This window comes from Paraburkholderia sp. C35 (genome assembly GCF_003121405.1).
In the GTDB taxonomy this organism is placed as follows: Bacteria; Pseudomonadota; Gammaproteobacteria; order Burkholderiales; family Burkholderiaceae; genus Paraburkholderia.
On the sequence record NZ_QBUY01000016.1, the window covers coordinates 1 to 24,108 of the forward strand.

The 24,108-nt window shown below is 65.4% G+C and carries 25 protein-coding genes and 1 pseudogene; 21 read left to right on the forward strand and 5 right to left on the reverse strand.

Annotated elements, in window-relative coordinates; translation table 11 throughout:
• A pseudogene (locus DK391_RS12870) lies at window positions 1-239 on the reverse strand (collagen-like triple helix repeat-containing lipoprotein); the annotation flags it as partial.
• A gap of 672 nt (window positions 240-911) precedes the next feature.
• On the opposite strand from DK391_RS12870, the gene DK391_RS12875 reads away from it, so the two are divergent.
• The 14 genes from DK391_RS12875 to DK391_RS12940 all read left to right on the forward strand — a co-directional run bounded on the left by DK391_RS12875 (window position 912) and on the right by DK391_RS12940 (window position 14,972).
• On the forward strand, window positions 912-1,100 hold the full coding sequence (locus tag DK391_RS12875) for a Flp family type IVb pilin (RefSeq protein WP_109478362.1): 189 nt from the start codon (window positions 912-914) through the stop codon (window positions 1,098-1,100).
• A 197-nt stretch (window positions 1,101-1,297) separates the two neighbouring features.
• Window positions 1,298-1,792, forward strand: coding sequence for a prepilin peptidase (locus DK391_RS12880; protein ID WP_109478363.1), 495 nt, complete (start codon window positions 1,298-1,300; stop codon window positions 1,790-1,792).
• 23 nt (window positions 1,793-1,815) lie between these two features.
• Entirely contained in the window at window positions 1,816-2,286 is a 471-nt protein-coding gene (locus tag DK391_RS12885; protein ID WP_109478449.1) for a TadE/TadG family type IV pilus assembly protein, read from the forward strand.
• Window positions 2,287-2,380: 94 nt separating this feature from the next.
• Complete coding sequence (cpaB, locus tag DK391_RS12890) at window positions 2,381-3,307, forward strand: Flp pilus assembly protein CpaB (protein WP_204117355.1); 927 nt, start codon at window positions 2,381-2,383, stop codon at window positions 3,305-3,307.
• Window positions 3,308-3,506: 199 nt separating this feature from the next.
• Window positions 3,507-4,796, forward strand: a complete 1,290-nt coding sequence (locus DK391_RS12895; RefSeq protein ID WP_239482812.1) for a type II and III secretion system protein family protein — start codon at window positions 3,507-3,509, stop codon at window positions 4,794-4,796.
• Window positions 4,797-4,841: 45 nt separating this feature from the next.
• The gene (locus DK391_RS12900; protein WP_109478365.1) at window positions 4,842-6,173 is read left to right on the forward strand and encodes a fimbrial protein; all 1,332 of its coding nucleotides are present in this window, start codon (window positions 4,842-4,844) and stop codon (window positions 6,171-6,173) included.
• A gap of 3 nt (window positions 6,174-6,176) precedes the next feature.
• Window positions 6,177-7,565, forward strand: a complete 1,389-nt coding sequence (locus tag DK391_RS12905; protein ID WP_109478366.1) for a CpaF family protein — start codon at window positions 6,177-6,179, stop codon at window positions 7,563-7,565.
• Window positions 7,558-8,562 carry a type II secretion system F family protein gene (locus tag DK391_RS12910; RefSeq protein WP_109478367.1) on the forward strand — a complete coding sequence of 335 codons (1,005 nt, stop codon included), beginning with the start codon at window positions 7,558-7,560 and terminating at the stop codon, window positions 8,560-8,562. Before DK391_RS12905 ends, DK391_RS12910 begins: the two co-directional genes overlap by 8 nt.
• Window positions 8,563-8,581: 19 nt before the next feature.
• A complete protein-coding gene (locus DK391_RS12915; RefSeq protein ID WP_109478368.1) occupies window positions 8,582-9,643 on the forward strand; it encodes a type II secretion system F family protein in 1,062 nt (353 codons plus the stop codon).
• Window positions 9,644-9,658: 15 nt separating this feature from the next.
• Window positions 9,659-10,582, forward strand: a complete 924-nt coding sequence (locus DK391_RS12920; RefSeq protein WP_109478369.1) for a pilus assembly protein — start codon at window positions 9,659-9,661, stop codon at window positions 10,580-10,582.
• A 53-nt stretch (window positions 10,583-10,635) separates the two neighbouring features.
• Window positions 10,636-10,974 (forward strand): DUF3613 domain-containing protein, encoded by a 339-nt coding sequence (locus DK391_RS12925; protein WP_239482804.1) that lies wholly within the window; start codon window positions 10,636-10,638, stop codon window positions 10,972-10,974.
• Between the two features lies 1 nt (window position 10,975).
• Window positions 10,976-12,778, forward strand: coding sequence for a TadG family pilus assembly protein (locus tag DK391_RS12930; protein ID WP_109478371.1), 1,803 nt, complete (start codon window positions 10,976-10,978; stop codon window positions 12,776-12,778).
• A gap of 28 nt (window positions 12,779-12,806) precedes the next feature.
• On the forward strand, window positions 12,807-14,198 hold the full coding sequence (locus tag DK391_RS12935) for a sigma-54 dependent transcriptional regulator (RefSeq protein WP_109478372.1): 1,392 nt from the start codon (window positions 12,807-12,809) through the stop codon (window positions 14,196-14,198).
• Window positions 14,199-14,246: 48 nt separating this feature from the next.
• A complete protein-coding gene (locus DK391_RS12940; RefSeq protein WP_109478373.1) occupies window positions 14,247-14,972 on the forward strand; it encodes a DUF2968 domain-containing protein in 726 nt (241 codons plus the stop codon).
• Between the two features lie 200 nt (window positions 14,973-15,172).
• Here DK391_RS12940 and DK391_RS44855 read toward each other — a convergent pair whose 3' ends face one another.
• Window positions 15,173-15,337, reverse strand: coding sequence for a hypothetical protein (locus DK391_RS44855; protein WP_204117353.1), 165 nt, complete (start codon window positions 15,335-15,337; stop codon window positions 15,173-15,175).
• A gap of 276 nt (window positions 15,338-15,613) precedes the next feature.
• Here DK391_RS44855 and DK391_RS12945 point away from each other — a divergent pair, with 276 nt between their 5' ends.
• The gene (locus DK391_RS12945; RefSeq protein ID WP_109478374.1) at window positions 15,614-15,847 is read left to right on the forward strand and encodes a hypothetical protein; all 234 of its coding nucleotides are present in this window, start codon (window positions 15,614-15,616) and stop codon (window positions 15,845-15,847) included.
• Between the two features lie 57 nt (window positions 15,848-15,904).
• Here DK391_RS12945 and hfq read toward each other — a convergent pair whose 3' ends face one another.
• Window positions 15,905-16,354 carry an RNA chaperone Hfq gene (gene hfq / locus DK391_RS12950; RefSeq protein ID WP_109478375.1) on the reverse strand — a complete coding sequence of 150 codons (450 nt, stop codon included), beginning with the start codon at window positions 16,352-16,354 and terminating at the stop codon, window positions 15,905-15,907.
• A gap of 528 nt (window positions 16,355-16,882) precedes the next feature.
• On the opposite strand from hfq, the gene DK391_RS44860 reads away from it, so the two are divergent.
• The 6 genes from DK391_RS44860 to DK391_RS12975 all read left to right on the forward strand — a co-directional run bounded on the left by DK391_RS44860 (window position 16,883) and on the right by DK391_RS12975 (window position 21,247).
• On the forward strand, window positions 16,883-17,032 hold the full coding sequence (locus tag DK391_RS44860; RefSeq protein ID WP_204117354.1) for a hypothetical protein: 150 nt from the start codon (window positions 16,883-16,885) through the stop codon (window positions 17,030-17,032).
• Between the two features lie 33 nt (window positions 17,033-17,065).
• Complete coding sequence (locus tag DK391_RS12955; protein ID WP_109478451.1) at window positions 17,066-17,584, forward strand: sigma-70 family RNA polymerase sigma factor; 519 nt, start codon at window positions 17,066-17,068, stop codon at window positions 17,582-17,584.
• A 21-nt stretch (window positions 17,585-17,605) separates the two neighbouring features.
• Window positions 17,606-18,400, forward strand: coding sequence for an anti-sigma factor (locus tag DK391_RS12960; protein WP_109478376.1), 795 nt, complete (start codon window positions 17,606-17,608; stop codon window positions 18,398-18,400).
• 266 nt (window positions 18,401-18,666) lie between these two features.
• Window positions 18,667-19,137, forward strand: coding sequence for a hypothetical protein (locus DK391_RS12965; RefSeq protein WP_109478377.1), 471 nt, complete (start codon window positions 18,667-18,669; stop codon window positions 19,135-19,137).
• Between the two features lie 80 nt (window positions 19,138-19,217).
• A complete protein-coding gene (locus DK391_RS12970; RefSeq protein ID WP_109478378.1) occupies window positions 19,218-20,798 on the forward strand; it encodes an FAD-binding oxidoreductase in 1,581 nt (526 codons plus the stop codon).
• 35 nt (window positions 20,799-20,833) lie between these two features.
• Window positions 20,834-21,247, forward strand: coding sequence for a hypothetical protein (locus DK391_RS12975; protein ID WP_109478379.1), 414 nt, complete (start codon window positions 20,834-20,836; stop codon window positions 21,245-21,247).
• 22 nt (window positions 21,248-21,269) lie between these two features.
• Here DK391_RS12975 and DK391_RS12980 read toward each other — a convergent pair whose 3' ends face one another.
• Both DK391_RS12980 and DK391_RS12985 read right to left on the reverse strand, forming a co-directional pair.
• Window positions 21,270-22,250, reverse strand: coding sequence for a DUF1571 domain-containing protein (locus DK391_RS12980; RefSeq protein WP_109478380.1), 981 nt, complete (start codon window positions 22,248-22,250; stop codon window positions 21,270-21,272).
• A 61-nt stretch (window positions 22,251-22,311) separates the two neighbouring features.
• A complete protein-coding gene (locus tag DK391_RS12985) occupies window positions 22,312-24,099 on the reverse strand; it encodes an AMP-binding protein (RefSeq protein ID WP_109478452.1) in 1,788 nt (595 codons plus the stop codon).
• Between the last annotated feature and the right edge of the window lie 9 nt (window positions 24,100-24,108).

The window sequence follows — 24,108 nt, forward strand, 5'->3', positions numbered from 1 at the left end:
CCGCAGCCGGCGCGCCGGAGCCCGCCGGCCGCGCCGCCGCGCGCACCCGGCCCCGGGCCGGACCCCGAACCGCTGCCGTCCGCGCCGCGTGCGCCGCCCGACGACAGGGTGCCTCCGCCGCTCCCCGTGCCCTGGCTGAGCGAACCCGACCCGCCGCAAGCTGCCAGCGACAGCAAAGCCGTGACGGCTGCTGCCATGATCGACGCCCGAACCAGGCCATGTGTCGTTTGAATTTTCATTTCTTCCTCGGATCTCTCATGTTGTGTGGTGGTGCTGCGGGCCTATATCTGCAACAGGTGTGCCATTGCGCATACGAATGCGGCACGCAATCCTGCTGACGGCGCGCAGGGCCAATGCCGGCGCGGCTTTGCGGCCGACAGGAGAGAGCGGAGGGAAACTGCTGAGGAACGCTAAACGGCCGGTAACGTGACGTGACGGACAGCGGCGTAACGTAACGAGACGTGGGTTCCGTTACGCGAGGGCGGGTAACGCGGGGTAACGCGATGCTTGAAACAAACGGCTCAAACTGGTGCTTAGTGCAGTGAATCTAACTCATGGAAAGCCCTATGTGCTGCGACGCACAGACTGCCGTTAATCTAGGAGAGTGTTAAATGGTTCAAACGCAACGGCACGAAAATTTTTGACGTAACGCGATTGCTTCCAAAAGATTGTTAAGTTATAAATCTGATGCATATTCAGAGTTGTTGAGGGAGGTGCGCTATAGCGAACAGATCTCTTTCAGATTGCCTTAACGCGCAAACGCAGCGATAACACGCACAAAACATATAAGGCCTTAGGCCTGGGCAAAAAAAACCTACGGGGCATTGGAGAGAATGTCTGTGACGGGGCCCGTTGTGCATGCATCGACAGCGTCAATCAAATCAATGAATAGAAAGTCCGAGGGTTACAACATGAAAAGCTTTGTCAGCCGGTTCCTGAGAGAAAACAAGGCCGTCACGGCGATCGAATATGGCCTGATTGCAGGGGTCGTCGCCATCGCCATCGCTACTTCCGCTACATCGGTCGGAACGCATCTGAGCGATCTGTTCACCGCAATTGCCGGAAGAATACAGACTGCGGCGACTGCCGCTAGCAGCTAAAACCGGAAGCTAAATCGCGTTAGCGGTTAAATCGGTATTGCGTTTAAACGCATTGAATAACGGGCGTCGTTAATCGACGCTCGTTGGTAGCTTGCGTCTTTTATAAAAGCGAATTGCCGTTAAATGCGAATTGCATGGCGTTATTGCATGTGATTTGCATTTGCCGATTTTGTCCGGTAAGGCCCGCTGGATTCTTTATGACTGTCTGGATTGGAAGTCTTGTATTCGTTGCCTGGACAACGACAGTGGCCATGAGCGACCTGCGCCATCGGCGCGTCTCGAACGCGCTGGTTGTGGCCGGGCTGATGGCGGCGTTCGCCTGCGCGTTCACCACGCGTTTGCCGTTCGGCGTTGCGCCGGCGCAGGCGGCGCTGGGCGCGTTGTGCGGACTCGCCGCGCTGTTGCCGTTCTTTGCGCTGCGCATGATGGGCGCCGCCGACGTCAAGGTGTTCGCCGTGCTGGGCGCATGGTGCGGCGCGCACGCGCTGCTCGATCTGTGGGTGGTGGCGAGCATCCTCGCCGGCCTGCATGCGTGCGCGCTGCTGATCATGACGCGCTTGCGCTTCGCCGCGCCTGGCCACGGCGGCGTGCCGGTGCCCGCATTGCATCGCCATCGCGCCACGCCGTACGTGACGTGCCTCGCCGTTCCCGCGCTGGGCATGCTCGCGCTGCGCCATCTGGGAGGGGTGTGATCGTGCGCGCGCTCACGCCATCACTGCACATCGCGCGCAAACACGCGCCGCGTTCGCTGCATCGCCAGCGCGGCGCGAGCGCGGTCGAATTCGCACTCGTATTCCCGCTGTTCTTCGTGATCTTCTACGCGATCGTGACGTTCAGCCTGATCTTCGTCGCGCAGCAGAGCCTGACGCTGGCCGCCGAAGAGGGCGCGCGCGCCGCGCTCAACTATCAGCAGGCGCAGAGCGTGAACGCCGCGCTCGACAGCCGCACGGCGGCCGCCTGCCAGGCGGCGACGAACCTGACCAACTGGCTCGCCGCAAAGGCCACCTGCGCATCCAGCTGGGCGCCGTGCACCTTCGACGGCACGATGCGCTGCGTGACGGTCACGCTCACCTACAACTACCAGAGCAATCCGCTCGTGCCGCCCGTGCCGCTGCTTGACGTGGCGCTGCCGGCGCAGCTGACCAGCTCGTCGATGGTTCAACTCAACCCGGGGTACGTATTGTGATCGCGCCGCATCCGTTGTTTCCGTGCGCAGATGCGCTGCCGTGCAGCGCCGAGACCTGCACAGGAGTCGAATCATGCCGAATCTGACTTCGAGTCTGAGTCCCAATGTGACGCGCATCGCCGCGGGCGTGCTGATCGCGCTCGCCGTCGTGCTCGGCGCGCTGGCGCTGACGCTCGCGCGCCGTCCCGCACCCGTGGCCGCACCCGTCGCGCAGACGCAGGCCATGTTCCCCGTGGTCGTCACGTCGCGCACGCTGCCCGCCGGTCAGCCGATTCCCGCCGATGCGCTGCGCATACAAAGTCTGCCCATCAATCCGTCGGGTGCGTTCACCGATCTGTCGCTGGTCGCGGGCCGCGTGCCTGTCGCGGATATCGGCGCGCAGGCTCCCGTGCTCGATGCGCAACTGTCGTCGGGTCTTGCCGAGCGCATCCAGCCGGGCGAGCGTGCCGTCGCCGTTCGGGTCGATGAGACCAACGCTGTCGGCAACCGGCTCACACCCGGCAATCTCGTCGATGTGTTCTTCACGCTCAAGCGCGATGGACTGAGCGCCGGGCCGGGCAGCCAGTCGGAAGTCGAGCGCACGCAGACGCGGCTGCTGCTGTCGCATGTGCGCGTGCTCGCGTGGGGCAACGTGACGGCCAACGGCACGGTCGATGTGAACACGCCCGCGCGCACCGCAGTGCTCGCCGTGCCGCTCGCCGATGTCGACCGCCTCACGCTCGCCGAAGGCGCGGGGCGCCTTGTGCTGGCACTGCGCAATCCGCGCGATGCCGACGTGCTCGACGCCGCGTCGCTGCCCGTCTATCCGGGCGTGCTGAAGACGGCAGCGGGCCGCGATGCGCCCGCGTCGACGCGTGCCGCGGCGGGCGTCGCACTCGACGAACTGTCGGGCAGCGGACGTCAGGCCGCGCCCGTGGCTGCGCCGCGCAGCGCGCCGGCACGGGTGGTCGCAGGTGTGCATGACTCGCACGATGGCATCGAAGTGATACGCGGCGGCCGGTCGGAGACGGTTGCATGGTGACGGCGCTCGCGTCGTGATGAAAACGGGCGGCGCACGCTGCCGCCGATGAAAAAAACATGCATCAGGGAGGGCGCGGATGCGCGTCCAGGGGAACATGAGAAAACGGATACTTGCGTGGCGCGTGGCGATGATCGTGTGCGTGCTGCCGATGGCGATGCCTGTCGCAAGCGGCGCAGCCGACAATGCGGGCGTCGTCCTGATGTCCGCTGCCGCACCCGTGATCGAGCTGGCAGCCGGTGCGCAGCAGACGCTCGCGGCGGGGCATACGCTCGCGCGCGTGGCCGTTGGCGATCCGAATGTCGCCGACGTGCTGATCCTCAAAGGCGGCGGCAAGAAGCGCGGCGGCGTGCTGCTGATCGGCAAGTCGGCGGGCACCACCAGCGTGATGCTGTGGGAGCGCGACGGCGCCGCGCCGCTCACCTACACGGTGAACGTCACGGCGGCCACGGCGGGCAGCCTGCTCGACAGCGGCACGCCCGACGTGAAAGTGCTCGGCGGCGCGGCCGTGATCAAAGGCTCGGCGGCGAGCATGGAAGCGCATCACCGCGCGGCCAGCGTCGCGGCGGGCGCGGCACCCACGGGCGCGAACGGCAAGGTGGGCACGGTGCTCGACGCATCGACCATTGCGACGCGGCCGGTGGTGCAGGTCGACGTGCGCGTCGTCGAGTTCAGCCGCTCGGTGCTCAAGGAGATCGGCTTCAATTTCAACAAGGGCAACAACGGCTTCTCGTTCGGTTCGTTCGCGCCGTCCTCGCTCAACAGCGCGACCTTCACGCCAGGGCAGGGCACGGCCATCGATTCGACCATGCCGATCGCCTCCGCCTTCAATCTCGTGTTCAGTTCGGTGTCGCATAACCTGTTCGCCGACCTGAGCCTGATGGAGAGCAACAACCTCGCGCGTATTCTCGCCGAGCCGACGCTCGTCGCGCTGTCCGGCCAGAGCGCGAGCTTCCTCGCGGGCGGCGAGATTCCCGTGCCGGTGCCGCAGGGTCTCGGCACCACATCGATCGAATACAAGCCGTATGGCGTGGGTCTCACGCTCACGCCGACCGTGCTCAGCCCGCAGCGCATCGCGCTGAAGGTCGCGCCCGAAGCGAGCCAGCTCGACTTCGTGCACGCCGTCACCGTGAACGGCATCTCCGTGCCTGCCATTACCACGCGCCGCGCCGACACGACCGTCGAACTCGGCGATGGCGAGAGCTTCGTGATCGGCGGGCTGATCGATCGCGAGACGGCGTCGAATGTCAGCAAGGTGCCCGTGCTCGGCGACCTGCCGATTCTCGGCGCCTTCTTCAAGCAGTTGAACTATTCGCAGAGCGACAAGGAACTGCTGATCATCGTCTCGCCGCATCTGGTGTCGCCGCTCGCGAAGGGCGCAACGATGCCGTCGACGCCGGGCGAGCAGTCGGAGCAGCGCGACGCGCCCGTGTGGCGCTCGCTGCTGGGCGGGGCGGCATCGCGCGATGCCGCGCCGGGATTTTCGAAATGAGCGGGCGGCACGCGATGGGCGCGCCGCCGCAACTGGAATCGCATCATGAACGCGAGAACCTACGCCTTGAGTGAGCGCGCCGTCACCGATTGCTTCGTGCTCGCGACGCAAGCCGATGAACACGCGCGCTGGCTGTCCGACTCGCTGATCGCAGCGGGCGCCGTCGAGCCGGTGAGCCTCGACCCGCACGCGCTCGCGCAGCGTATCGGCACGCTCAACCCGTCGCTCGTATTCGTCGATTTCTCGGGCGGACATATCGCTGCCGCGAGCGCAGCCGCGAACGCGGCGCGCAGCGCCTTTCCGGGCCTGCAGATCGTCGCGCTCGGTTCGGTGCGCGAGCCGGAGAGCGCGCTCGCCGCCTTGCGCGCGGGCGTGCGCGATTTCGTCGATCTGTGCGCGCCCGTCGCCGACGCGTTGCGTATCACGCGTGCGGTGCTGGACAACATCGTCGAACCCGTGAGCCGTCACGGCAAGCTGACCGCGCTGATCGGCGCGCGCATCGGCATGGGCGTCTCGACACTCGCAGCTAACCTCTCCGTGTTGCTGCAGCGGCGCGATGCCGCGCAGGGCCGCGAAGCGCTGCTGCTCGATCTCGGGCTTCCCGCCGGCGACGGCACGCTGCTGCTCAACACCAAGAGCGAATTCTGTTTTGTCGAAGCCGTGCGCAACGTGCGCCGTTTCGATCAGACCTTCGTGCACACGGCGCTCTCGCATCATGACAGCGGCCTCGCGCTCACCACCTTGCCCGCCGATCTCGGCGACATGCGCGAAGTCTCGCATGCGTCGTCGGTGGGCTTGCTGAACCGGCTGCGCGCGTTCTTCGATCAGCAGATCGTCGATCTCGGCGGCTTCACCAACAGCGAGTTCATCGCCAACGTCGTGCAGGCCGCCGACGAAACCTGGCTCGTGTGCGATCAGGGCGGGCCGTCGGTGGTGTCGGCTGTGAGTCTGCTGGACGGCTTGCGCGAGCACGGTATCGAAGCGGACAAACTCAGGCAGAAGCTGCGGCTCGTGGTCACCAAGGCCGCACCCGAACTGGGCCTGTCCCCTGCGCAGATCGCCCAGCGCCTCGAACTCGAACTGATCGCGACGTTGCCGGAACGTCGCGTCGCGCTGGGGCAGGCCATGAACCAGGGCCATCTGCTCGCCGAATCCGCGCCGCGCGACCCGTATGTGCGCGCGCTCGACGCACTCGTGACGCGGCTCGCAGGCGTGAGTGCCGCGCATGGCGCGACAGGCGCGCAGGCGCGGCTTCGCAAGACGGCGGCAGGCGGCGACGCCGGCTCGCCCGGCCAACACCAACAGTCAGGCACGCGCGGCAAGGCCGCGCTCGATGCCTTCCGGCGCTTTCTTCCAACCTCCAGCAAACGGTCATAGACGATGGCAAAAGAGATCGAATTTGCCGACGACGCGCCCGCGTTCGAGCAGAGCCAGCAGTTTCAGGACATCAAGAACGCGGCGCACGAACATCTGCTCACGCGCATCGAGGAACTTGGCGCCGAATTCGGCCGCTGGTCGCGCAACGCGATCAACCAGTTCGTCGATCTGGAGATGGACAGCTTCGTGCGTCTGCGCCGCATCCCGATCAACGAGAGCGAAGTGCGGCGCATTGCCGAAGCGCTCACGAAGGAACTGGCGGGCTTCGGGCCGATCGAGGATCTGCTGAACGATCCCGCCGTCGAAGATATTCTGGTCAACGGCTACAACGACGTGTACGTGTCGCGCCACGGCATTCTCGCGAAGATTCCCGTGCGTTTCGCCGACAACGCGCATCTGCTGCGTATCGTGCGGCGCATTCTCGCGCCCATCGGCCGGCGTCTGGACGAATCGAATCCGATGGTCGATGCGCGCCTGCCCGACGGCGGACGCGTGAACGTGGTGATCGAACCGCTGTCGATCGACGGTCCGGTGGTGTCGATCCGCAAGTTCCGCAAAGACCCGCTGCGTCCCGACGATCTGCTCGCCAACGGCACGTATAACGCAGAGGTCGGCGCGCTGCTCGAAGCAGCCGTGCAGGCGCGCTGCAATGTGCTGGTGTCGGGCGGCACGAGTTCGGGCAAGACGTCGCTGCTCAACGCGCTCGCGTTTCATATCCCCGAAGCGGAGCGCGTCGTCACCATCGAAGATACGGCCGAGCTGTCGCTCAATCACCCGCATGTGGTGCGGCTCGAAAGCCGGCCGGGCGGTTTCGACGGCACGGGTCTCGTGTCGATTCGCGACCTGTTGCGCAACACGCTGCGGATGCGCCCGGACCGCATCATCGTCGGCGAAGTGCGCGGCGGTGAAGTGCTCGAAATGTTGCAGGCGATGAACACGGGCCACGATGGCTCGATGGGCACCGTGCACGCAAGCTCGCCGCGCGAATGTCTGTACCGCCTCGAAATGCTCGCGGGCTTCGCGGGCTTCCAGGGCACGGAATCGAGCTTGCGCCGCCAGATTGCCAATGCCATCGATTTCATCGTGCAGATCGGGCGGCTGTCGAACGGGCGCCGCCGCATTCTGTCCGTCACGGAAGTCACGGGACTGTCGGACAACATCATCGCGACCCAGGAACTCTATCGTTATGAACCGTTGACCTCGCCCGATGGCGAAGAAACCGACAACTGGACCTCGCTCGGCATTCACCCGCATTCGCCCAAGCTCGCGCGCTTCCGTCAGGCGCTCGGTGGCGTGAGCGGCGGCTTCGGCAACGCCTTCAGCAGCGGCTTCGGCGGCGGCGCAGGTGGCGCGGGCGGTGGCTTCGGCGGTGGAGGCGGCTTCAATGTATAGCGCCGCGCTTCTGATCGCCGCGCTCGCGCTGCTGTGCGCGGCGGGCGCACTGATTGTCGTGCAGCGCGGCGCGCAGCGCAGCGAGCGCGCCAGCACCGAGCGCTTCATCGATAGCCGCATGGCGCAGCTGGCGCAGGTTGCTGCGGCGGCGGGCGGCGGTGCGGTCGCCGCGGGTGGCAATCCCACGGCGGCGCTGCGCGCGCAGACGCTCGCTCAGGCTGCCGACGAATCGACCGGCTGGCGCAAGCTGCGTGCGCGCGCCGCATTGTCCTTCAGCCAGGCGATGAATCGCGCCGGCATCGCGAACGCCAAACTGCCCGCGCTGTGTGCGTTCGTCGGCTCGATTGCTTTGTCCTCCTTCGCCGGCCGTCACGCGGGCCTGGGTGCTGCGGGCATGACGCTCGCCACCTGCGGCGTGGTGCTCTACGTACTGCTGTCGCGCCGCATCTTCAAGCGCCGCCAGTTGATCGTGCGCCAGCTGCCGTCGTTTCTCGACGGCATCGTGCGTCTGATCGTGCTCGGCAACAGCGTGCCCGCCGCATTTCAGGCGTCGCTGCAGGTCACGGAAGCACCGCTGCGCCAGTGTCTCGATCACGTGTCGCAGATGCTGCGCGCAGGCGTCGAGATCGATCGCGCGCTGTGTCACGTCGCGCAGGTGTATCGCGCAAACGAACTGGAACTGGTGGGCGCCGTGCTGCGGCTCTCGGTGAAATACGGTGGACGCGCCGATGTGATGCTCGACCGCATGGCGTCCTTCATGCGCGATCTCGAACAGGCGGAGCGCGAACTGTCGGCGATGTCGGCGGAAACGCGGCTGTCGGCGTGGGTGCTGACGCTGCTCCCCGTCGGCATCGGTGCGTTTCTGATCGTATCGAATCCGAACTATTTTTCCTGGATGTGGAACGACGGTGCCGGGCAGCGCCTCGTGTATATCGCGTTTGCGCTGCAGATGGCGGGCGCATTCATGCTGTACCGCCTCGCGCGGCTGAAGGACTGACCGGACCGGAGACATGACGATGGACACACACCGTCTCGCTGCCCTTGCCATGGCCTGCATGGCGCTCGTGCTGTTGCTGGCGGGCGCCGGGCTGTGGCGGCGTCATGCGGCTGCGCGGCGCAGCGCGCGCGTGCTGTCCGATGCGCTGGAGCAGCGCGCCGCGCAAGCTCAGGCGGCCGCACAACGTGCGCAGGCGGCGTCCGCGGCAGGCGCGGCGTCGGCCGGACGCGCGCTGCACGCCGATGCCGGCGACGCGATCCGCGAACCCGCTTTCACGCCGTCGACGCGACTGCAACGGCTGATCGCGCGTGCGTCGGAAGCAGGCATGCGCTGGCTCGACACGCCGCTTGGCCGTCAGATCGTCGCCGACGAAGACCGGCGCGTGCTGGAGCAATGCGGTTTCGTCGATGCGCGCGCACGCGGCCTGTTCCTGATCGCGCGCATCGGCGGGGCGATCGCGTTGCCGCTGCTGGCGCTCGCGCTGATGGGTTTTCATCCACAAGGTCCGCGCGGACCGGCCGTCGTGCTGATTGCGCTGCTGGCGGGCTTCATGTTGCCGAAGATCGTCGTGCGGCGGCGCGCGGCGGCACGGCGCCAGGCCGTCACCGACGAACTGCCGATGCTGGTCGATCTGCTGCGTCTGCTGCAGGGCGTGGGTCTGTCGCTCGATCAGAGCCTGCAGGTGATGGTCAACGATTTCCGCAACGTGCTGCCCGTGCTGTCGGGCGAACTCGCCATCGCGCAGCGTCAGGCGGCCGCGGGCCGCACGCGCGAGCAGTCGCTGCACCGACTGGCGTCCAGTTATAGCAACGAAGACCTGCGCGCGATCGTGCGTCTGCTGATCCAGGTGGACCGGCATGGCGGCGCGGTGCAGGAACCGCTCAAGCAGTTCGGCGACCGTCTGCGCGAAGCGCGCCGCGCGATGCTGCGCGAACGCATCGGCCGTCTGACCGTGAAGATGACGGGCGTGATGGTCGTGACGCTGCTGCCCGCGCTGCTGATCGTGACGGCGGGGCCGGGCGTGCTGGCCGTCATGCATTCGCTGACGGCGTCGGCCGCCTCGTCGTCGACGAATCGTTAGGGAACACGAAACATCATGAACACGCACAACGATACGGCACGCTGGGTGCCGGACACAGGCAGCGGGCTGCTGCGGCTGGCGGCATTGACGCTGGCCTGCACGCTGCTCGGCGCATGCGCGGTCAAGGAGGCGGGCTACGGCGTCGGGCCGCAGGCCGCGCGCGAGGCGATGCTCGCACAGTCGACGCGCGACACCAATCCCGATACGCCCGGCATGTACCTCGGCCTGATCGACAAGATGCAGGCGCAGGGGCTGTATTACGCGTCGCTGGCGCATATCGACGCGTACGAGAAGAAGTACGGCGTGTCGCCCGATTCGACCTTGCTGCGCGCCGATGCGTTGCGCGCCACCGACCAGCCGGCCGCCAGCGCGACCGCCTATACGCAGTTGCTGAACACGCCGCTGGCGTCGCGCGGATATCGCGGGTTGGGTTTGCTGGCGGGTGCGTCAGGTGATTTCGAACGCGCCGCGCAGGCACTCGATCACGCCGCCGCGCTCGCGCCGACCGACGTTGCCACGTTATCGGATCTCGGTTACGCGCGGCTGCGCGCGGGCGATATTGCGGGCGCGCGCGTGCCGCTGATGAAAGCCGCCGCACTGGACGGGCACAACCAGAAAGTGATCGGCAACGTCGCGCTGTATCTGCTCGCCGATGGACAGACGGCGCGCGCGCAGGCGCTCGTCAAGGAACAGAAGCTGGCGCCCGACGTGCGTGCACAGTTGCGCGACGAGGCCGCGAAGGTCGCGGCGGCGAGCCGGGCGCGCCGCAACAGCGAGCCGCGCGCGGTGAAGCCGCACACGCCGCCGGCGGCGCTGGCGCCCGTTTCACCCGTTGCGTCCGACGCCACATCGACGCCGTCGGCCGTGCCGACGGTGCCCGTGGCGAGCGTACAGAGCTTCGATCAGCCGCAGCGCCTGCTGCAAAGGTTCGCGCAATGACGGTGAAGCGCGAGCGGCGGCACACGAACAGGGAGAGGACCATGAAAGCGGCGATGAAAGCAGTCAAGGATTGGGGGCGTGTCGGCGCGGTGTGCGTCGTCGCGGCGTGCGCGTGCACGATGGGCAGCGCGTGGGCGCAACAGGCGGGCGGCGCAGCGTTGCCCGCCAGCGAAATCGGCCATTCGACGCATGCGTGGCTCGAACTGCAGCGCAGCGGCGCGCAAGCCGGGCCGCCGCTCGCGACGCTCGGCGACGAGGCGGGGCTCGCGTACCAGCGCTACCTGGAATCGTTCAAGACGAAGATTCCGGCATCGTTCGGGTCGTCGGTGAGCGGCGGCGGCAATCAGCTGCATGTCGATTACACCAATGTCGGCGGATCGCAGCAGAACTGACATGTCTCTGTTTTCATCCCGTCGCCCGTCGCCAACGCGTAGCCACGTGCGCCGCCGCCCATTCGTCAGCGCGCGCCGCCAGCGCGGCGCGACGGCTGTGCTCGCGGCCGTGTGGATCGGCGTGGCCGTCGCCGCGCTCGGTGTGCTCGACGTCGGCAATGTGTTCCTCGTGCGCCGTCACATGCAGCAGGCCGCGGACTTAGGGGCGGTCGCGGGCGCGCAGACCATCGGCATGGCGAACGGCTGCGCGGGCGCAACGGCTTCCGCGCAACAGGCGGCGGCGCGCAACGATTCTGCGGCTGGTGCAACGGTCAGCGTGACATGCGGGCGCTGGACCACGGTGAACGGCGCGGCGAATTTCGACACCTCGGGGACCACGCCGCTCAACGCCGTGCAGGTGACGGCCACGCAAAGCGTGCGGCATTTCTTCATCGGTCCCGCACGCGACGTGCAGGCCGTCGCGACCGCGAAAGCCACTGACACCGCGTCGTTCTCGCTCACGACCAATCTGGCGTCGCTGTCGGGCGGCGCGGTCAACAGTCTGCTGAGCGGGCTGCTCGGTGCGAACGTCTCGCTTGATCTTGCGACCTACCAGGCGCTCGCGTCGACCAACGTGCGGCTCGGCGATCTCGCCACGCAACTCGGCGTCGCATCGATCAACGATCTGCTGAACGCCAGCACCACGGTATCGGGTCTGGCGAGCGCGATGGTGAACGTGCTCAGCCAGAACAATATCGCGAGCGCCAACGTCATTTCCGCGCTGGGGACGATCCAGGCGGCGGCCAACGGCGGCGCGAAGCTCGCGCTCGGTGATGGTGGATCGAGCGCGCCGGGCCTGCTCGCGATCGGTCTGGCCGACAAGCAGGCGGCGGCATCGTCGACGATCAGCGCGCTCGATGCACTGATCGTAGCTGCCGAACTCGCGCATGGCAGCTCGGCGCTCGATCTGGGCGCGGCACTGAATCCGACGTCGATTCCGGGTATCACGCTTCCGCTGAGCCTGACGCTGAAGGCCGCAGTTCTGGAGCCACCCGTGATCGCCGTCGGCGAAGCGGGCATGGATGGCAGCGGCAACTACCGGACTAGCGCGCATTCCGCGCAGATTCGCGTGTTTTTTGAGTTGAAGGTAACGCTGCTGGGCATTGCGGTCGATCTGCCGCTCGCCCTCGAATCGACTAGCGCCACGGCCGGACTCTCAACGACGCAATGCGCGGCATCGAAAGCAGCCAGCACGAGCACGATCGCCGTCAAGACGTACCTTGCCGCGACGTGTATCGGTGCGGATGCTGTGTTGAACCTGACCAACACGACGACGAGCCTCGTGTGCAACCAGTCTGCTCCGCTGGCCAACGTGCAGGTGACCTTGCCGGTGCTGGGCACCATCGCGACGGTGGGTGTCAACGCTGGGAGGCAACCGCCGTCGCCGGCGCCGTACGGTCTGAATTTCTACCTCGGCAGCCAGGGTGCCTCGACACTCACGTTCAATGGCCAGGCTGGCGACGGCGACGACTATCAAACGGTCAACACGAACGCGCTCGGCTCGGCGGCGAGCGGATTGCTCGGACAGGTCGGCACGCAATTGACGCAGACAGGCGCGCTGTTCTTCACCGGGCCGACGCTGACCAGCGCGCTGCTGACCGCGCTCACACCGGTCGTGCAGTTGCTGCTCTCTACGCTACAACCCGTACTCGTCACCCTCGACACAGTGCTGGTCCCCTTGCTGCAACTGCTCGGCGTACAGATCGGCGTCGCCACGGTCCACGCGATCTCGCTGTCGTGCAGCGACGCGCAACTCGTCAACTGAATAACGGCCATACAACGAATTCCTGCCTATGAGAGCCACCACGAAAATCGAGGAACTGGACCTGTACGTCTGGGAGGGCAAGGCCGATATCGTCGACCGCGTCGCGCGCTGCATGGCGAGCTTCGAGGTCGAGGTGATCCGCGCAGACGATGTCTCGATTTCGCCCGAGCGCACCTCGGTGCGGCCGTCGCTGGCGATCATCAGCGTGTCCGTGATCGATACGGCGGGCTTTGCCGTGCGCGATCTGCAGGCGACGCACGCGATGCCCGTGGTCTGGGTCGGCGCCGCGCCGCGCGACCAGGACCCGGCGATGTATCCCGCCGAGTACTCGCACGTGCTGCCGCTCGACTTCACCTGCGCCGAACTGCGCAGCATGGTGACGAAGCTGATGGTGCAACTGCGCGCGCATTCCGCGCAGACGCTCGAGTCGAGCGCGCTGGTGGCCAACTCCGAATGCATGCAAGCGCTGCTGCACGAAGTCGACACCTTCGCCGATTGCGACACCAGCGTGCTCGTGCACGGCGAGACGGGCGTCGGCAAGGAACGCATCGCGCAATTGCTGCACGAAAAGCATACGCACTACGGGCGCGGGCCGTTCATCGCGGTGAACTGCGGCGCGATTCCCGATGGCCTGTTCGAATCGCTGTTCTTCGGGCATTCGAAAGGCTCGTTCACGGGTGCCGTGGGCGCCCACAAAGGCTATTTCGAACAGGCCGACGGCGGCACGCTGTTTCTCGACGAAATCGGCGATTTGCCGCTCTACCAGCAGGTGAAGCTGCTGCGCGTGCTCGAAGACAGCGCGGTGACGCGCATCGGTTCCGCGACGTCCGTCAAGCTCGATTTCCGCCTGGTCGCGGCGACCAACAAGAGCCTGCCGCAACTGGTGAAGGACGGCACGTTCCGCGCGGATCTGTATTACCGGCTCGCCGTGATCGAACTGAAGATTCCGTCGCTGGAGGAGCGGGGCGCAGTCGACAAGATCGCCATCTTCAAGTCCTTCATCGCCTCCGTGGTCGGCGCCGAGCGGCTCGCGTCGCTGCCCGACATTCCGTACTGGCTGGCCGACGCTGTCGCCGATACCTACTTCCCCGGCAATGTGCGCGAGCTGCGCAACCTGGCCGAGCGGATCGGCGTGACGGTGCGGCAGATCGGCGCGTGGGATGCGGCGCGGCTGCAGCGGCTCATCGCCGTGGCACGCAGCAACCAGCCCGTGCCCGCCGAAAGCGCGGCAGAAGTGCTGGTCGATCGTAGCAAGTGGGATATGGCCGAACGCAACCGCGTGCTGGCGGCACTCGACGCAAATAGTTGGCGCCGGCAGGACACCGCGCAATATCTGGGTATCAGCCGCAAGGTGCTGTGGGAAAAAATGCGTAAGTACCAAATTTTCGACGAAGAACCCGAAACTCGTGAAAGTGAGTAATAATTAGACGGTTTTGCAAAACTAAAACACGACACGAGCAGAAATTACATGGACCAGAAGTCGAAAGTTCGACACATCGTGATGTCGGCAATGATCGTTTTCGGGGGCGTTCAAGGGGTCTACGCGCAGAGTTCTGCCACGAACGGCACGGATGCAGCAGCCAGCGAACTTGTCGCGCAGACGACACCCGCTGCCGCGCCCATCACGGCTCCTTCCAGCGCGGCAAGCCAAACGATTGCGCTCACGCCCGACGAGGCGAAGCAGTCCGCGACGGGCAATGTCGCGGAACTGCAACAGATGATTCACGGCTACGACCTCGCCGAACTGCGCACCACCTACAACGGCAGCTACGGGGCAAGCCTGTTGTTCAACGCGAAGGACATGACGTACTACGTCGCGCTGTTCCAGCAGAAGAACTTCTGGCGCGTGATCAAGACGCAGGACGACCTGCGCGCCGAGCAGATCTACCGCGACTTCGCGCGTCAGACTTCGCAACTGTCCGACGTCGAAATCCGCCGTGCCAAGCTCGAAGCGCAGAAGGCCTACACGGATCGCCTCGTGGCGCTCTCGCAGGAACGCGCGAACCGTCTGCAAGCCGACTTGAACATCGCGCACGAACAGCAGACCATCGTCAACAGCATGCAGCAGCAGACCCGTGCCGAAGCGGCTGCGCTCGCGCAGCAAAAGGCGCAGTCGCAGGAGCAGTTGCGTGCGGCACAGCGTCAGGTGCGCGACCTGCAGCGTCAGCTCGAAAGCGGCTTGCAGACGCACTGACCGTGCATGAGCCGCGCCGGCTGCAACGGCTGCGCGGCTCGACGGTTGATGGCTGACTGAAGTACGCGTTGCTCGCGTATGTCGCTGCGTGCGACGCCGTGCGCTGCGCGCGTCATCCGTTCAATCAACAGCCTTCGCTCATCGTCCGCGTGCGCCTCGCGCCCGCGCGGACGTCATGCCTGTCTCGCCAGACTTCCCCTTCAACGCGGCTTCTTCTTCCTGCTTGCTTCGTCGTCGTCCTCATCGGGATCGATGGCGATCGGATCGCTGGCGGGAAAAGTTTCATCGAGCGCTTCGTCGAGGCGGTCTTCGCTGGACGGCTGTTCTGCGGGCGGCTTCTGGCTGGGGTGTTTCGATGTGGACATACGCTGCTCCCCTACGAAGATGGAACTGCATCGGAAACCCAGCATAGCGCAATCGGGCCAACATGGCCGCCGGGGGAACGGCATAGGACAAACGCACGTCGACACCGCTCCATGCACGCTCCCGTCCATCAGCCAGATTCATCAACGCGAAAGCATGTTGTAGGTTCGATGCAGGTCGATGGAATTTTTCGCGGGATCATTCGTTATACGGATGTCACACGAACAGAAGACGGCGCACACAGAAGCGCCGGACGCGGCTGGCTTACGAGGGCGACCATGCAACCGAACGGATATGGCAGCGGACAACGTTTGAACGCGTCACATGTTGTCGAATCGGAACTGGAGCATCTGGAATGGGCGATGCGTCAGCCGATGGTGCATGTGATGAACGCCCGCTACTGGCAGCGGCGCGTGCTCGAAGTGAAGTGCGGGTATGAACTGACCGCCCAGCAGGGCGTGCGGAGCGAGAGGATGCTCAAGCACCTGGCCAACCGTCCCGTCCAGAAATAGAAAGGGCGCGCTGCTCGCGCGCCCAGTCAGGCGGATTGATGGGATCTGGCCGCGAGCTTATTCGTGGCTGCCGCCGCTGTTGCCCTGATCGTTGCCCGAACCCGAGCCATACAGGCGCCGGCGGCGGGTGACCACCACGGGACCAACCGACGACGAAGAAGACGAACGGTCCGACGACCCCTGCGACCCACCATACGATTCGCGCGGTTCACGCGGCTCGCGATGTTCGCGCGACCCATGCGGACCCCGTGCGGAATGGTCACCATGCGACGGCCGTCCCGCGCGCGGCGCGGGCCGCGTGCCCGTGTCGAGCTGGATGGTGGAAATGGCGCGCTTGTAGATGCCCTGCAGCCCGACGGGCGTGCGCAGCATCACCAGATACTGGTCGAACGACTCGATGCAGCCCGTCAAACGGATACCGTTGACGAGATAAATCTCGACGCGCTTACGTTCTTTGCGCGCTGCGTTCATAAAGTCGTTTTGCGGATGCGATTCTGCGGAAGGCATGGACAATTGTGTAGAGAGAAACGGTTGTTCGACAGGATTTTACCTGTTGTCGCTACCAGCCGACATGACGGGGCCTCAAACGTCGAACGGGCTGACGCCCACTATAACCACTTGTGGACGCAGAAGCACCACTTAAAGGTCAAGTGTAACGTGGAGTTACGAAATCATGCGCCGCTATGAGCGGGAGCCCACGTTCGCCGCCATGCGCACGACGCGCACGCGGTCAACCTGCACGCTACATCGACACAATCCCGCCCGCCAGCGTACGGTCGACGGAATAAAACAGCGCTCGCAAGCGTTTATCGGTCAGGCATCGCACGCAAGGCCGCGAAGCCGTGAAACAGCAGGGCGCAGGCACCGGCAGCACGCATCGAAACGGCGTTCGCGTCTTCGCAGAAGTTGCGTCAACTGTTCGCAATCCGGTCACGGAACGTCATCGCGTCGCGGCGTTTGCCGCATGTGTGCGTCTTCGTCCGTTCAACGCAGGGATGCGCGCTACGCCGCGCTTCACCGTGCAGGAGGTTTTACATGAAAGTATCCAGACTGGTATCGGCTGTGTTCGTCGTGCTTGCGCTCGGCGTGGCGTCGCTCTCGCTGACCGCGTGTCAGTCGACGGGCGACATGAGTTCGTCGGGAGCGAGCAGCAGCGGCACGAGCGGCAGCAGCGGCGGCTATTGATGACGCCCGTGATCGCATGACGGCTTGCGCCGGGTGAACTTCGAAGCGGAAGTGATTTCGTGGCTCCCGCAGTTGCGCCGCTATGCGCGCGCACTGACGGGCGACCCAGCCTGGGCGGACGACCTGGTTCAGGATACGGCCGAGCGTGCGCTCGCCCGCTGGAAGGGCTTCCGCCCCGACAGCAATCTGCGCGCGTGGCTGCTGACCATTCTGCGGCATCTGTACATCGACCAGTTGCGCGTGCGCCGCGAGATTGCGGTGGACGACGAAAGCGCGCCGTGGCGCAATCTCGAAGCGCCGCGCGGCGAAGTCGATGGTCTGGTGTTGCGCGATGTGCAGCGCGCGCTTTATTGTCTGCCCGTCGAGCAGCGCGAAGTGATGCTGCTTATCTGTGTGGAGGAATTGAGCTATCAGGAGGCGTCCGTGGCGCTCGGCGTGCCGATCGGCACGGTGATGTCGCGGCTGTCTCGCGCCCGCGAACATATGCGGGCATTGTTGACGGAAGGGCCCGTGCACAAGTCGCCGTCGCTGAAAGTGGTGAAGAGCAGGTGACATGCAGATGACAGGCACGCTATGAACAACGACGAAAACTCCAGCGGTTCCGCGAACGCGCCCGACCTGCGCGCGTTGTCGGCATTCGTCGACAACGAGTTGCCCGAGAGCGAGCGCGGCGCGGTGCATGAGCATCTCGCACGCGATCCGCAGGCGGCCGCTCAGGTCGCCTCGTGGCGCGCCCAGAAGGCCGCGCTGCAGGCGTTGTGCGGCGCGCCCGAGCGTGAGGAGCCGCCGTTCATCGTGCTGCGTGCGCGCGTGCCGTGGTGGCGTCGGGTTGCAGTTGCTGCGTGCTGGCTTGCCGTCGGCGCGGGGCTGGCGCTCGCGCTCGGTCCGCTGGTGCCGCGCCTGACGGGCGGCGGCAATGGCGATGTGCTGTCGTTCGCGCGCCGTGCCGATATCGCTTACGCCGTCTACACGCCGGAGCGCCGCCATCCCGTCGAGGTCGCGGCCGCCGAGGAAGAACATCTGATCAACTGGCTGTCGAAGCGCCTGAACCGGCATCTGTCCGTGCCGTCGCTGCAGGAGTACGGCTATACGCTGGTAGGCGGGCGTCTGCTGCCGGGCGAAGCGGGGCCGGCCGCGCAATTCATGTATGAATACCAGAGCGGCGCGCGGCTCACGCTCTACGTGACAGGGATTCCGAAGGACGAGACGGCGTTCCGGCTGTTCCGCGATGGCAACCGCCGCACGTTCTACTGGATCAGCGACCACATCGGCTACGCGCTGTCGGGGCCGATCGAGGAAGACAAGCTGCGCTCGATTGCCATCGAGGTGTGCGGCGAACTGGGTGGTCGTCCGGAAACCTGGCAGTAGTGCTTCGCGCGCAATGCGTGACCGACGCCGGCACCGGAAACATCGCGTAACACGATATTCGCCGTGGCATCCCGTCCCCGGGAATAGCGTCCCGCGTACACGCGTTTAACTGGTGCAGGGCGCGTGTTTTTCTGCGCCGGTCGCTTGCCGCCGGGGAATCTCCGACGGCGGTGTGCCGTCCGCTTCCTGCAAGGCGAATCGATGGCGTCTTCACGGCGACGGCGCGCACATGTGCCGCGACACCGCACCGTCGGGCAGGAAAGATCATGCGTACCTTGATTGGATGCGGCGCGGTGTTGTGCCTGTGCGCCGGATGCGCGGTGCCGGCGCCACCACCCGTCGCCGCACAGGAATCGCTCAACGACCCGATGCCATGCCGAAACGTCGTCGGGCAGGCCGAGATCGACGGCACCACCCAGCAGATCACGGGAGTCGCGTGCCAGCAGCCGGACGGCACGTGGCAGATCCAGCAGGGCGACGACGCAGCCGCCGCCGGCCTCTATCCGATTCCCGCCTATCCTTACTATGACCCGTGGTATTGGGGGCCGCCCGTCGCGGTGGGCTTCGGTGCGTCGTTCGTGTTCATCGACCGGTTTCATCATTTCCATCACATGAATCATGTGCATTGGGGACGGCCGGGCGGCGGCTTTCACGGCATGGGCGGTGCGCACGGCTGGGGCGGCGGGCACACGTGGGGCGGCATGGGCAGCATGGGTGGCGGCGGGCATCGGCGCTGAGCATGCACGGGCGTGAGCAGGCCGCGATCCGTCAGGTAGTGAACAACGCACGAATAACAACGCCACAACGAGGCAACACCTTGACACGCATCCTGCCGCCGGACATTTCCGCTGCAACGTTCGACCGTGCGCTCGCCGCCTTCGAGGCCATCGTCGGCGCCAATCAGATGGCCGCGTCGCCCGCGAGCCTCGCGCCCTATGCCGATCCGTTCGCGCCGGGGCCGCTCGCGGCGTCGTTCGTGCCGTCCGCTGCGCTGTTGCCGGCGAACGTCGAGGAAATCCGCGCGATCCTGCGGGTCGCCAACGAATACCGCATTCCGCTCTGGACGGTTTCCACGGGGCGCAACTTCGCGTACGGCGGCGCGGCGCCGCGTCTGCCCGGCTCGGTGGTGCTCGATCTGCAACGGATGAACCGCATCCTCGCCGTCGATGAATCACTCGCGTACGCACTCGTCGAACCGGGTGTCAGCTACTTCGATCTGCATCATCATCTGCGCGAGCAGGGCGTCAGGCTGTGGGTCGATCCGCCCGCGGCGGGCTGGGGCAGCATCGTCGGCAATTCGCTCGAACGCGGCTTCGGCACCACGGCGTACGGCGATCACGCGGCGACGCAATGCGGCATGGAAGTGGTGCTCCCGAATGGCGAGGTCGTGCGCACGGGCATGGGCGGCATCGAGATCGGCACATCGTGGCAGGTGTTCCGGCATGGCTATGGGCCATCGTTCGATCCGATGTTCATGCAGTCGAACTACGGCATCGTCACGAAGATGGGCGTGTGGCTGATGCCCGCGCCCGCCGCCTATCTGCTCGGCGAAATCCAGTTCCAGCGCGACGACGACCTCGAAGCGATCGTCGAGACGCTGCGGCCCCTGCGCCTGAGCGGCACGATCCGCAACCAGGCGGTGATCGAGGGTGCGCTGCGGCGCGCGGCGGGTATTGGGCCGCGTTCGCAGTGGTATCAGGGCGAGGGCGTGATGCCCGACAGTGCGATTGCGTCAATGACGGATGCACTGAAGATAGGCCGCTGGAATCTGCATTACGCGCTCTACGGCGAGCGCGAGGTGATCGACGCGCAGGAGACAGTCGTGCGGCGCGCGTTCGGGCGCATTCCCGGTGCGAGGATGCTGTCGAAAACGTACGACGGCAACGTGGAGCCCGAGGCGGGCGGCGATCGCAACCTCGCCGGCATTCCCGCGATGACAGCGTTCCGCATGCTCGACTGGCGCGGCGGCAGCGGCGCTCACGTCGACTTTTCGCCCGTCTGTCCGGCGACGGGGCGCGATGCGATGCGTCAGTACACGCTGGCAAAAACGCGTGCGAACGAATACGGCTTCGACTATTACGGTGGCTTTACGTCAGGCGAACGGCATCTGCATCACATCGCCGCGGCAATCTTCGACAAGAGCGACGCGCGGCAGAGCGAACTGGCAGGCGATCTGCTGCGCGCATGGATGAGCGACGCGCACGGCGCGGGTTACGGCGAGTACCGCTCGCATCTCGTGTACATGGATTTTGCGGCGGCGCGCTATAACTTCAACGACGGCGCGCTGCTGCGACTCTCGGAGACGGTCAAGGACGCGCTCGATCCCGCCGGCATCCTGTCGCCGGGCAAGCAGGGCATCTGGCCGAAGGCGTTTCGCAACTGGCGCGGCTATACATGACAAACCTGTGCTTGAACGCGTAAGGAGGACGCGACATGCAGCGGCGCACTTTCATTGCAGCGGGCGCATGGCTGTCGACGACGGCCGCGTGGCCTGCGTCGTGGGCTTTACGCTGGCCGCATGCCGATGCGCTGCACGCCGATCTTGCGCTGGTCGACACGGCGCTAGCTGAATCGGGTGCGCTGTTACAGCACGCTTCCCGCATGCGTGTGCACATCGTCGATCTGGACGCCACGCCGCACGCGGACATCGCCACGCTCTGGTACGAGACACTGGCTCCGCGCGCGGCACTGGCGGCGCGTTCGGGCGCACGGCTGAGCGTGATCGGCGTGACACGCGCTGCCGATTTCTTCGTGCTCGCGCGGCTCGCACAGCAACCCGCTGCGGCCTTGCCGCAGATGCGTAGCGTGCTGCAGCGCGCGGCGATCGCATTTGCGCTGCGTGTCTGAACGAGCCTGAACAGACCCGCGATCAGAACCGGTACTCAGGGTTCTTCGGATCGAATGCCATGTCGTCGAAGGTTTTAGGCGTGATCGTCAGGAACACGATGCGCTCGAAAATTTCGCCATCGTTGCCATACGATTCGGCCGTGCGGAAATACGGATGCCGCAGGTCGAGGCCGAGCACCTCCTTTTTCGCGTAATACTCGGGCTGGCCTGTCGGTGTCTCGTAGGTGAACGCAACGACACGCACGCCGTCGATGGTTCGCACGTCGATCTGCGCGGGCCGCGTGATGCCCGCCGCGGCGAATTTCCGGCCTTCGTCGAGAAACTGCTGCGCGATGAACTCGGTGCCGAGATCGCGCACGCGGTGATTCGACTGGGAACGCGCCAGCGCGCCGTTGATCGATGTCCACAGCGGCATGATGTTGAAGATGCCGCCAAGATGCCCATACATCTCGTCGGCACGCTTCGACGCGTCGTAGATGACTTCCTGCCCTGCGTGCGGGCCGCCCGGCAGCCATTTGCCGTAGATCCGCAGCGGGTCGCGCGTGAGCCTGACCAGCATGTGATCGGGCCGGCGCGGCCAGGCGCCGCGAATGCGCTCCTGGCGCAACATGGTGAACTCGTACGACGGGTAGCCGTTCGGGCCTTCCTCGATGTAACGCGGCACCGTCATTGGCTCGACCGACTGGAACAGCGCGGTGAGCGTGGCGACGTCCATCTGTTCGAGCGCGCCGCTCTGCGCGGCGTTGCGCAGCCACTTGACCTGCCGTTCGGACGACATCTTCGCGACGTTTTCCAGCGTGTCGTTGGCGAGCAGGGCAGAGGCGGGTGCCGAGGCGGGTGAAGGCGCCGTCTGCGCAGCCGTGCCGGACGCCTCGTTCTGTGCGCCGGCGGGAACCGTCGCGGTCGTGATCATTGCGCACGCAAGTATTGCCAGCAAACGGCAAAGACGACCGCCACGCAACCGACGGCGCGAAGCCAGTTCCACAATCTTCGGGTGACGCATGGATCACTCCCAAAAGCGCGGAAGGCTTCGCACCTGCTGCGCCGTCAGGCGCGCAAAGCCGTCACGAGTTTTTCTGCTTCGCCAGCTCCTGATCGCGCAGCTCGCGCCGCAGGATCTTGCCGACATTCGTTTGCGGAAGCTCGTCGCGGAACTCGACGACCTTCGGCACCTTGTAGCCCGTCAGATTCTTGCGGCAATGCGCGATCACCTGTTCCTCGGTGAGCGAAGGGTTGCGGCGCACGACGAACACTTTCACGCGCTCGCCTTGCGCGACATCGGGAATGCCGATCGCGGCCACTTCGCGCACATCCGGGTGCATCGCGATCACGTCTTCGATCTCGTTCGGATACACATTGAAACCCGACACTAAAATCATGTCTTTCTTGCGGTCGATCAGGCGGATATAGCCGCGCGAATCCATCACGCCGATATCGCCCGTGGCGAGCCAGCCGTCGTCGTCGAGCACCTTGGCGGTTTCTTCCGGACGATTCCAATAGCCTTTCATCACTTGCGGGCCTTTCACGCACAGCTCGCCCGGTTCGCCAATATTGGCCCAACTGCCGTCGTCCTTGCGGAAACGCACGTGCGTGGAAGGTGCGGGCAGACCGATCGAGCCGTCGAATTCGCGCATGTGCTTCAGATCCACCGGGTTCATCGACACGATGGGCGAACATTCCGTCAGCCCGTAACCTTCGATGATCGGCTTGCCCGTCACCTGGCGGAAACGCTCGGCCACGGCCTGCTGCATCGCCATGCCGCCCGCCATCGCCAGCTTGAGATTCGAGAAGTCGCGATTGCGGAATTCCTCGTTGTCGAGGAACGCGTTATAGAGCGTGTTGACGGCTGTAATGCCCGTGAAGGTTTCGTTGCGCAGGATCTTCATCACCATCTTCGTGTCGCGCGGATTGGCGATCAGGATGTTGCGTCCGCCCAGACCCATGAAGATCATCGCGTTCACGGTCAGCGAATAGATGTGATAAAGCGGCAGCGGCGTGAGCACCGTTTCGATATCGTCGGTCAGCTGGCTTTCGGCCCCCACCTTCGCCTGCAGCAGCTTGGCGACGATATTGCGGTGCGTGAGCATCGCGCCTTTCGCGACGCCCGTCGTGCCGCCCGTGTATTGCAGGAACGCGAGGTCAGTGGCGGAAATCTGCACGGGTGCGAGCGTGCGTCCGTAGCCCGTCGAGAGTGCCTTCAGCAAGGGCACGGCTTGCGGCAGGTTGTACGCAGGCACGAGCTTCTGCACATGGCGCAGCACGAAGTTGATCAGCTTGCCTTTCAGGTTGAAGCCGTCCTTGAGCAGATCGCCGAGCGCCGTGACGATCACGTTCTGCACGCGCGTGCCTGCCAGCGAGTCTTCGACCGTCTTTGCGAAGTTCTCGAACACGACGATGGTTTGCGCGCCGCTGTCCTTCAGCTGATGCGACAGTTCGCGCACCGTATAGAGCGGATTCACATTGACGACGATGGCACCCGCCTTCAGCACGCCGAACAGGGCGACGGGATACTGGAAGGTGTTCGGCAGCATGATCGCGACGCGGTCGCCGGGCTTTACGCCGATGCTTTGCAGATACGCAGCGAATGCCGTCGCCTTGCGCGCCAGTTCGCCATAGGTCAGGTTTTCGGCGACGCTCACATAGGCGACGCGATCGCGAAAGCGCGTGGTGCATTCGTCGAAGAACGTGACCACGGATGGGTACTGCGACACGTCGATCTCGCGCGGCACCTCGGGCGCATAGGACGCGAACCAGATGCCGTCGGTGTTCGGCGCGTGCGAGGCGGGCGCCGGCGACTGGGTTTGCGATTGCGTTTGCGTTTGCATCGGTTGCGAGGTGGTCGGCTCGGTCATCATGGTGTC

Bases quoted from the DNA above. Each gene is read 5' to 3' on its own strand.
- DK391_RS12900 (WP_109478365.1), top strand. From the start codon at position 4,842: ATGAACGCGAGAACCTACGCCTTGAGTGAGCGCGCCGTCACCGATTGC.
- DK391_RS12915 (WP_109478368.1), top strand. From the start codon at position 8,582: ATGGACACACACCGTCTCGCTGCCCTTGCCATGGCCTGCATGGCGCTC.
- DK391_RS12935 (WP_109478372.1), top strand. From the start codon at position 12,807: ATGAGAGCCACCACGAAAATCGAGGAACTGGACCTGTACGTCTGGGAG.
- DK391_RS12965 (WP_109478377.1), top strand. From the start codon at position 18,667: ATGCGTACCTTGATTGGATGCGGCGCGGTGTTGTGCCTGTGCGCCGGA.
- DK391_RS12975 (WP_109478379.1), top strand. From the start codon at position 20,834: ATGCAGCGGCGCACTTTCATTGCAGCGGGCGCATGGCTGTCGACGACG.
- DK391_RS12940 (WP_109478373.1), top strand. From the start codon at position 14,247: ATGGACCAGAAGTCGAAAGTTCGACACATCGTGATGTCGGCAATGATC.
- hfq (WP_109478375.1), bottom strand. From the start codon at position 16,354: ATGCCTTCCGCAGAATCGCATCCGCAAAACGACTTTATGAACGCAGCG.
- DK391_RS12910 (WP_109478367.1), top strand. From the start codon at position 7,558: ATGTATAGCGCCGCGCTTCTGATCGCCGCGCTCGCGCTGCTGTGCGCG.
- DK391_RS12920 (WP_109478369.1), top strand. From the start codon at position 9,659: ATGAACACGCACAACGATACGGCACGCTGGGTGCCGGACACAGGCAGC.
- DK391_RS12880 (WP_109478363.1), top strand. From the start codon at position 1,298: ATGACTGTCTGGATTGGAAGTCTTGTATTCGTTGCCTGGACAACGACA.
- DK391_RS12985 (WP_109478452.1), bottom strand. From the start codon at position 24,099: ATGACCGAGCCGACCACCTCGCAACCGATGCAAACGCAAACGCAATCG.
- DK391_RS12925 (WP_239482804.1), top strand. From the start codon at position 10,636: ATGAAAGCAGTCAAGGATTGGGGGCGTGTCGGCGCGGTGTGCGTCGTC.
- DK391_RS12905 (WP_109478366.1), top strand. From the start codon at position 6,177: ATGGCAAAAGAGATCGAATTTGCCGACGACGCGCCCGCGTTCGAGCAG.
- DK391_RS12930 (WP_109478371.1), top strand. From the start codon at position 10,976: ATGTCTCTGTTTTCATCCCGTCGCCCGTCGCCAACGCGTAGCCACGTG.
- DK391_RS12980 (WP_109478380.1), bottom strand. From the start codon at position 22,250: ATGCGTCACCCGAAGATTGTGGAACTGGCTTCGCGCCGTCGGTTGCGT.
- DK391_RS12945 (WP_109478374.1), top strand. From the start codon at position 15,614: ATGCAACCGAACGGATATGGCAGCGGACAACGTTTGAACGCGTCACAT.
- DK391_RS12895 (WP_239482812.1), top strand. From the start codon at position 3,507: ATGTCCGCTGCCGCACCCGTGATCGAGCTGGCAGCCGGTGCGCAGCAG.
- DK391_RS44855 (WP_204117353.1), bottom strand. From the start codon at position 15,337: ATGTCCACATCGAAACACCCCAGCCAGAAGCCGCCCGCAGAACAGCCG.
- DK391_RS44860 (WP_204117354.1), top strand. From the start codon at position 16,883: ATGAAAGTATCCAGACTGGTATCGGCTGTGTTCGTCGTGCTTGCGCTC.
- DK391_RS12875 (WP_109478362.1), top strand. From the start codon at position 912: ATGAAAAGCTTTGTCAGCCGGTTCCTGAGAGAAAACAAGGCCGTCACG.
- DK391_RS12960 (WP_109478376.1), top strand. From the start codon at position 17,606: ATGAACAACGACGAAAACTCCAGCGGTTCCGCGAACGCGCCCGACCTG.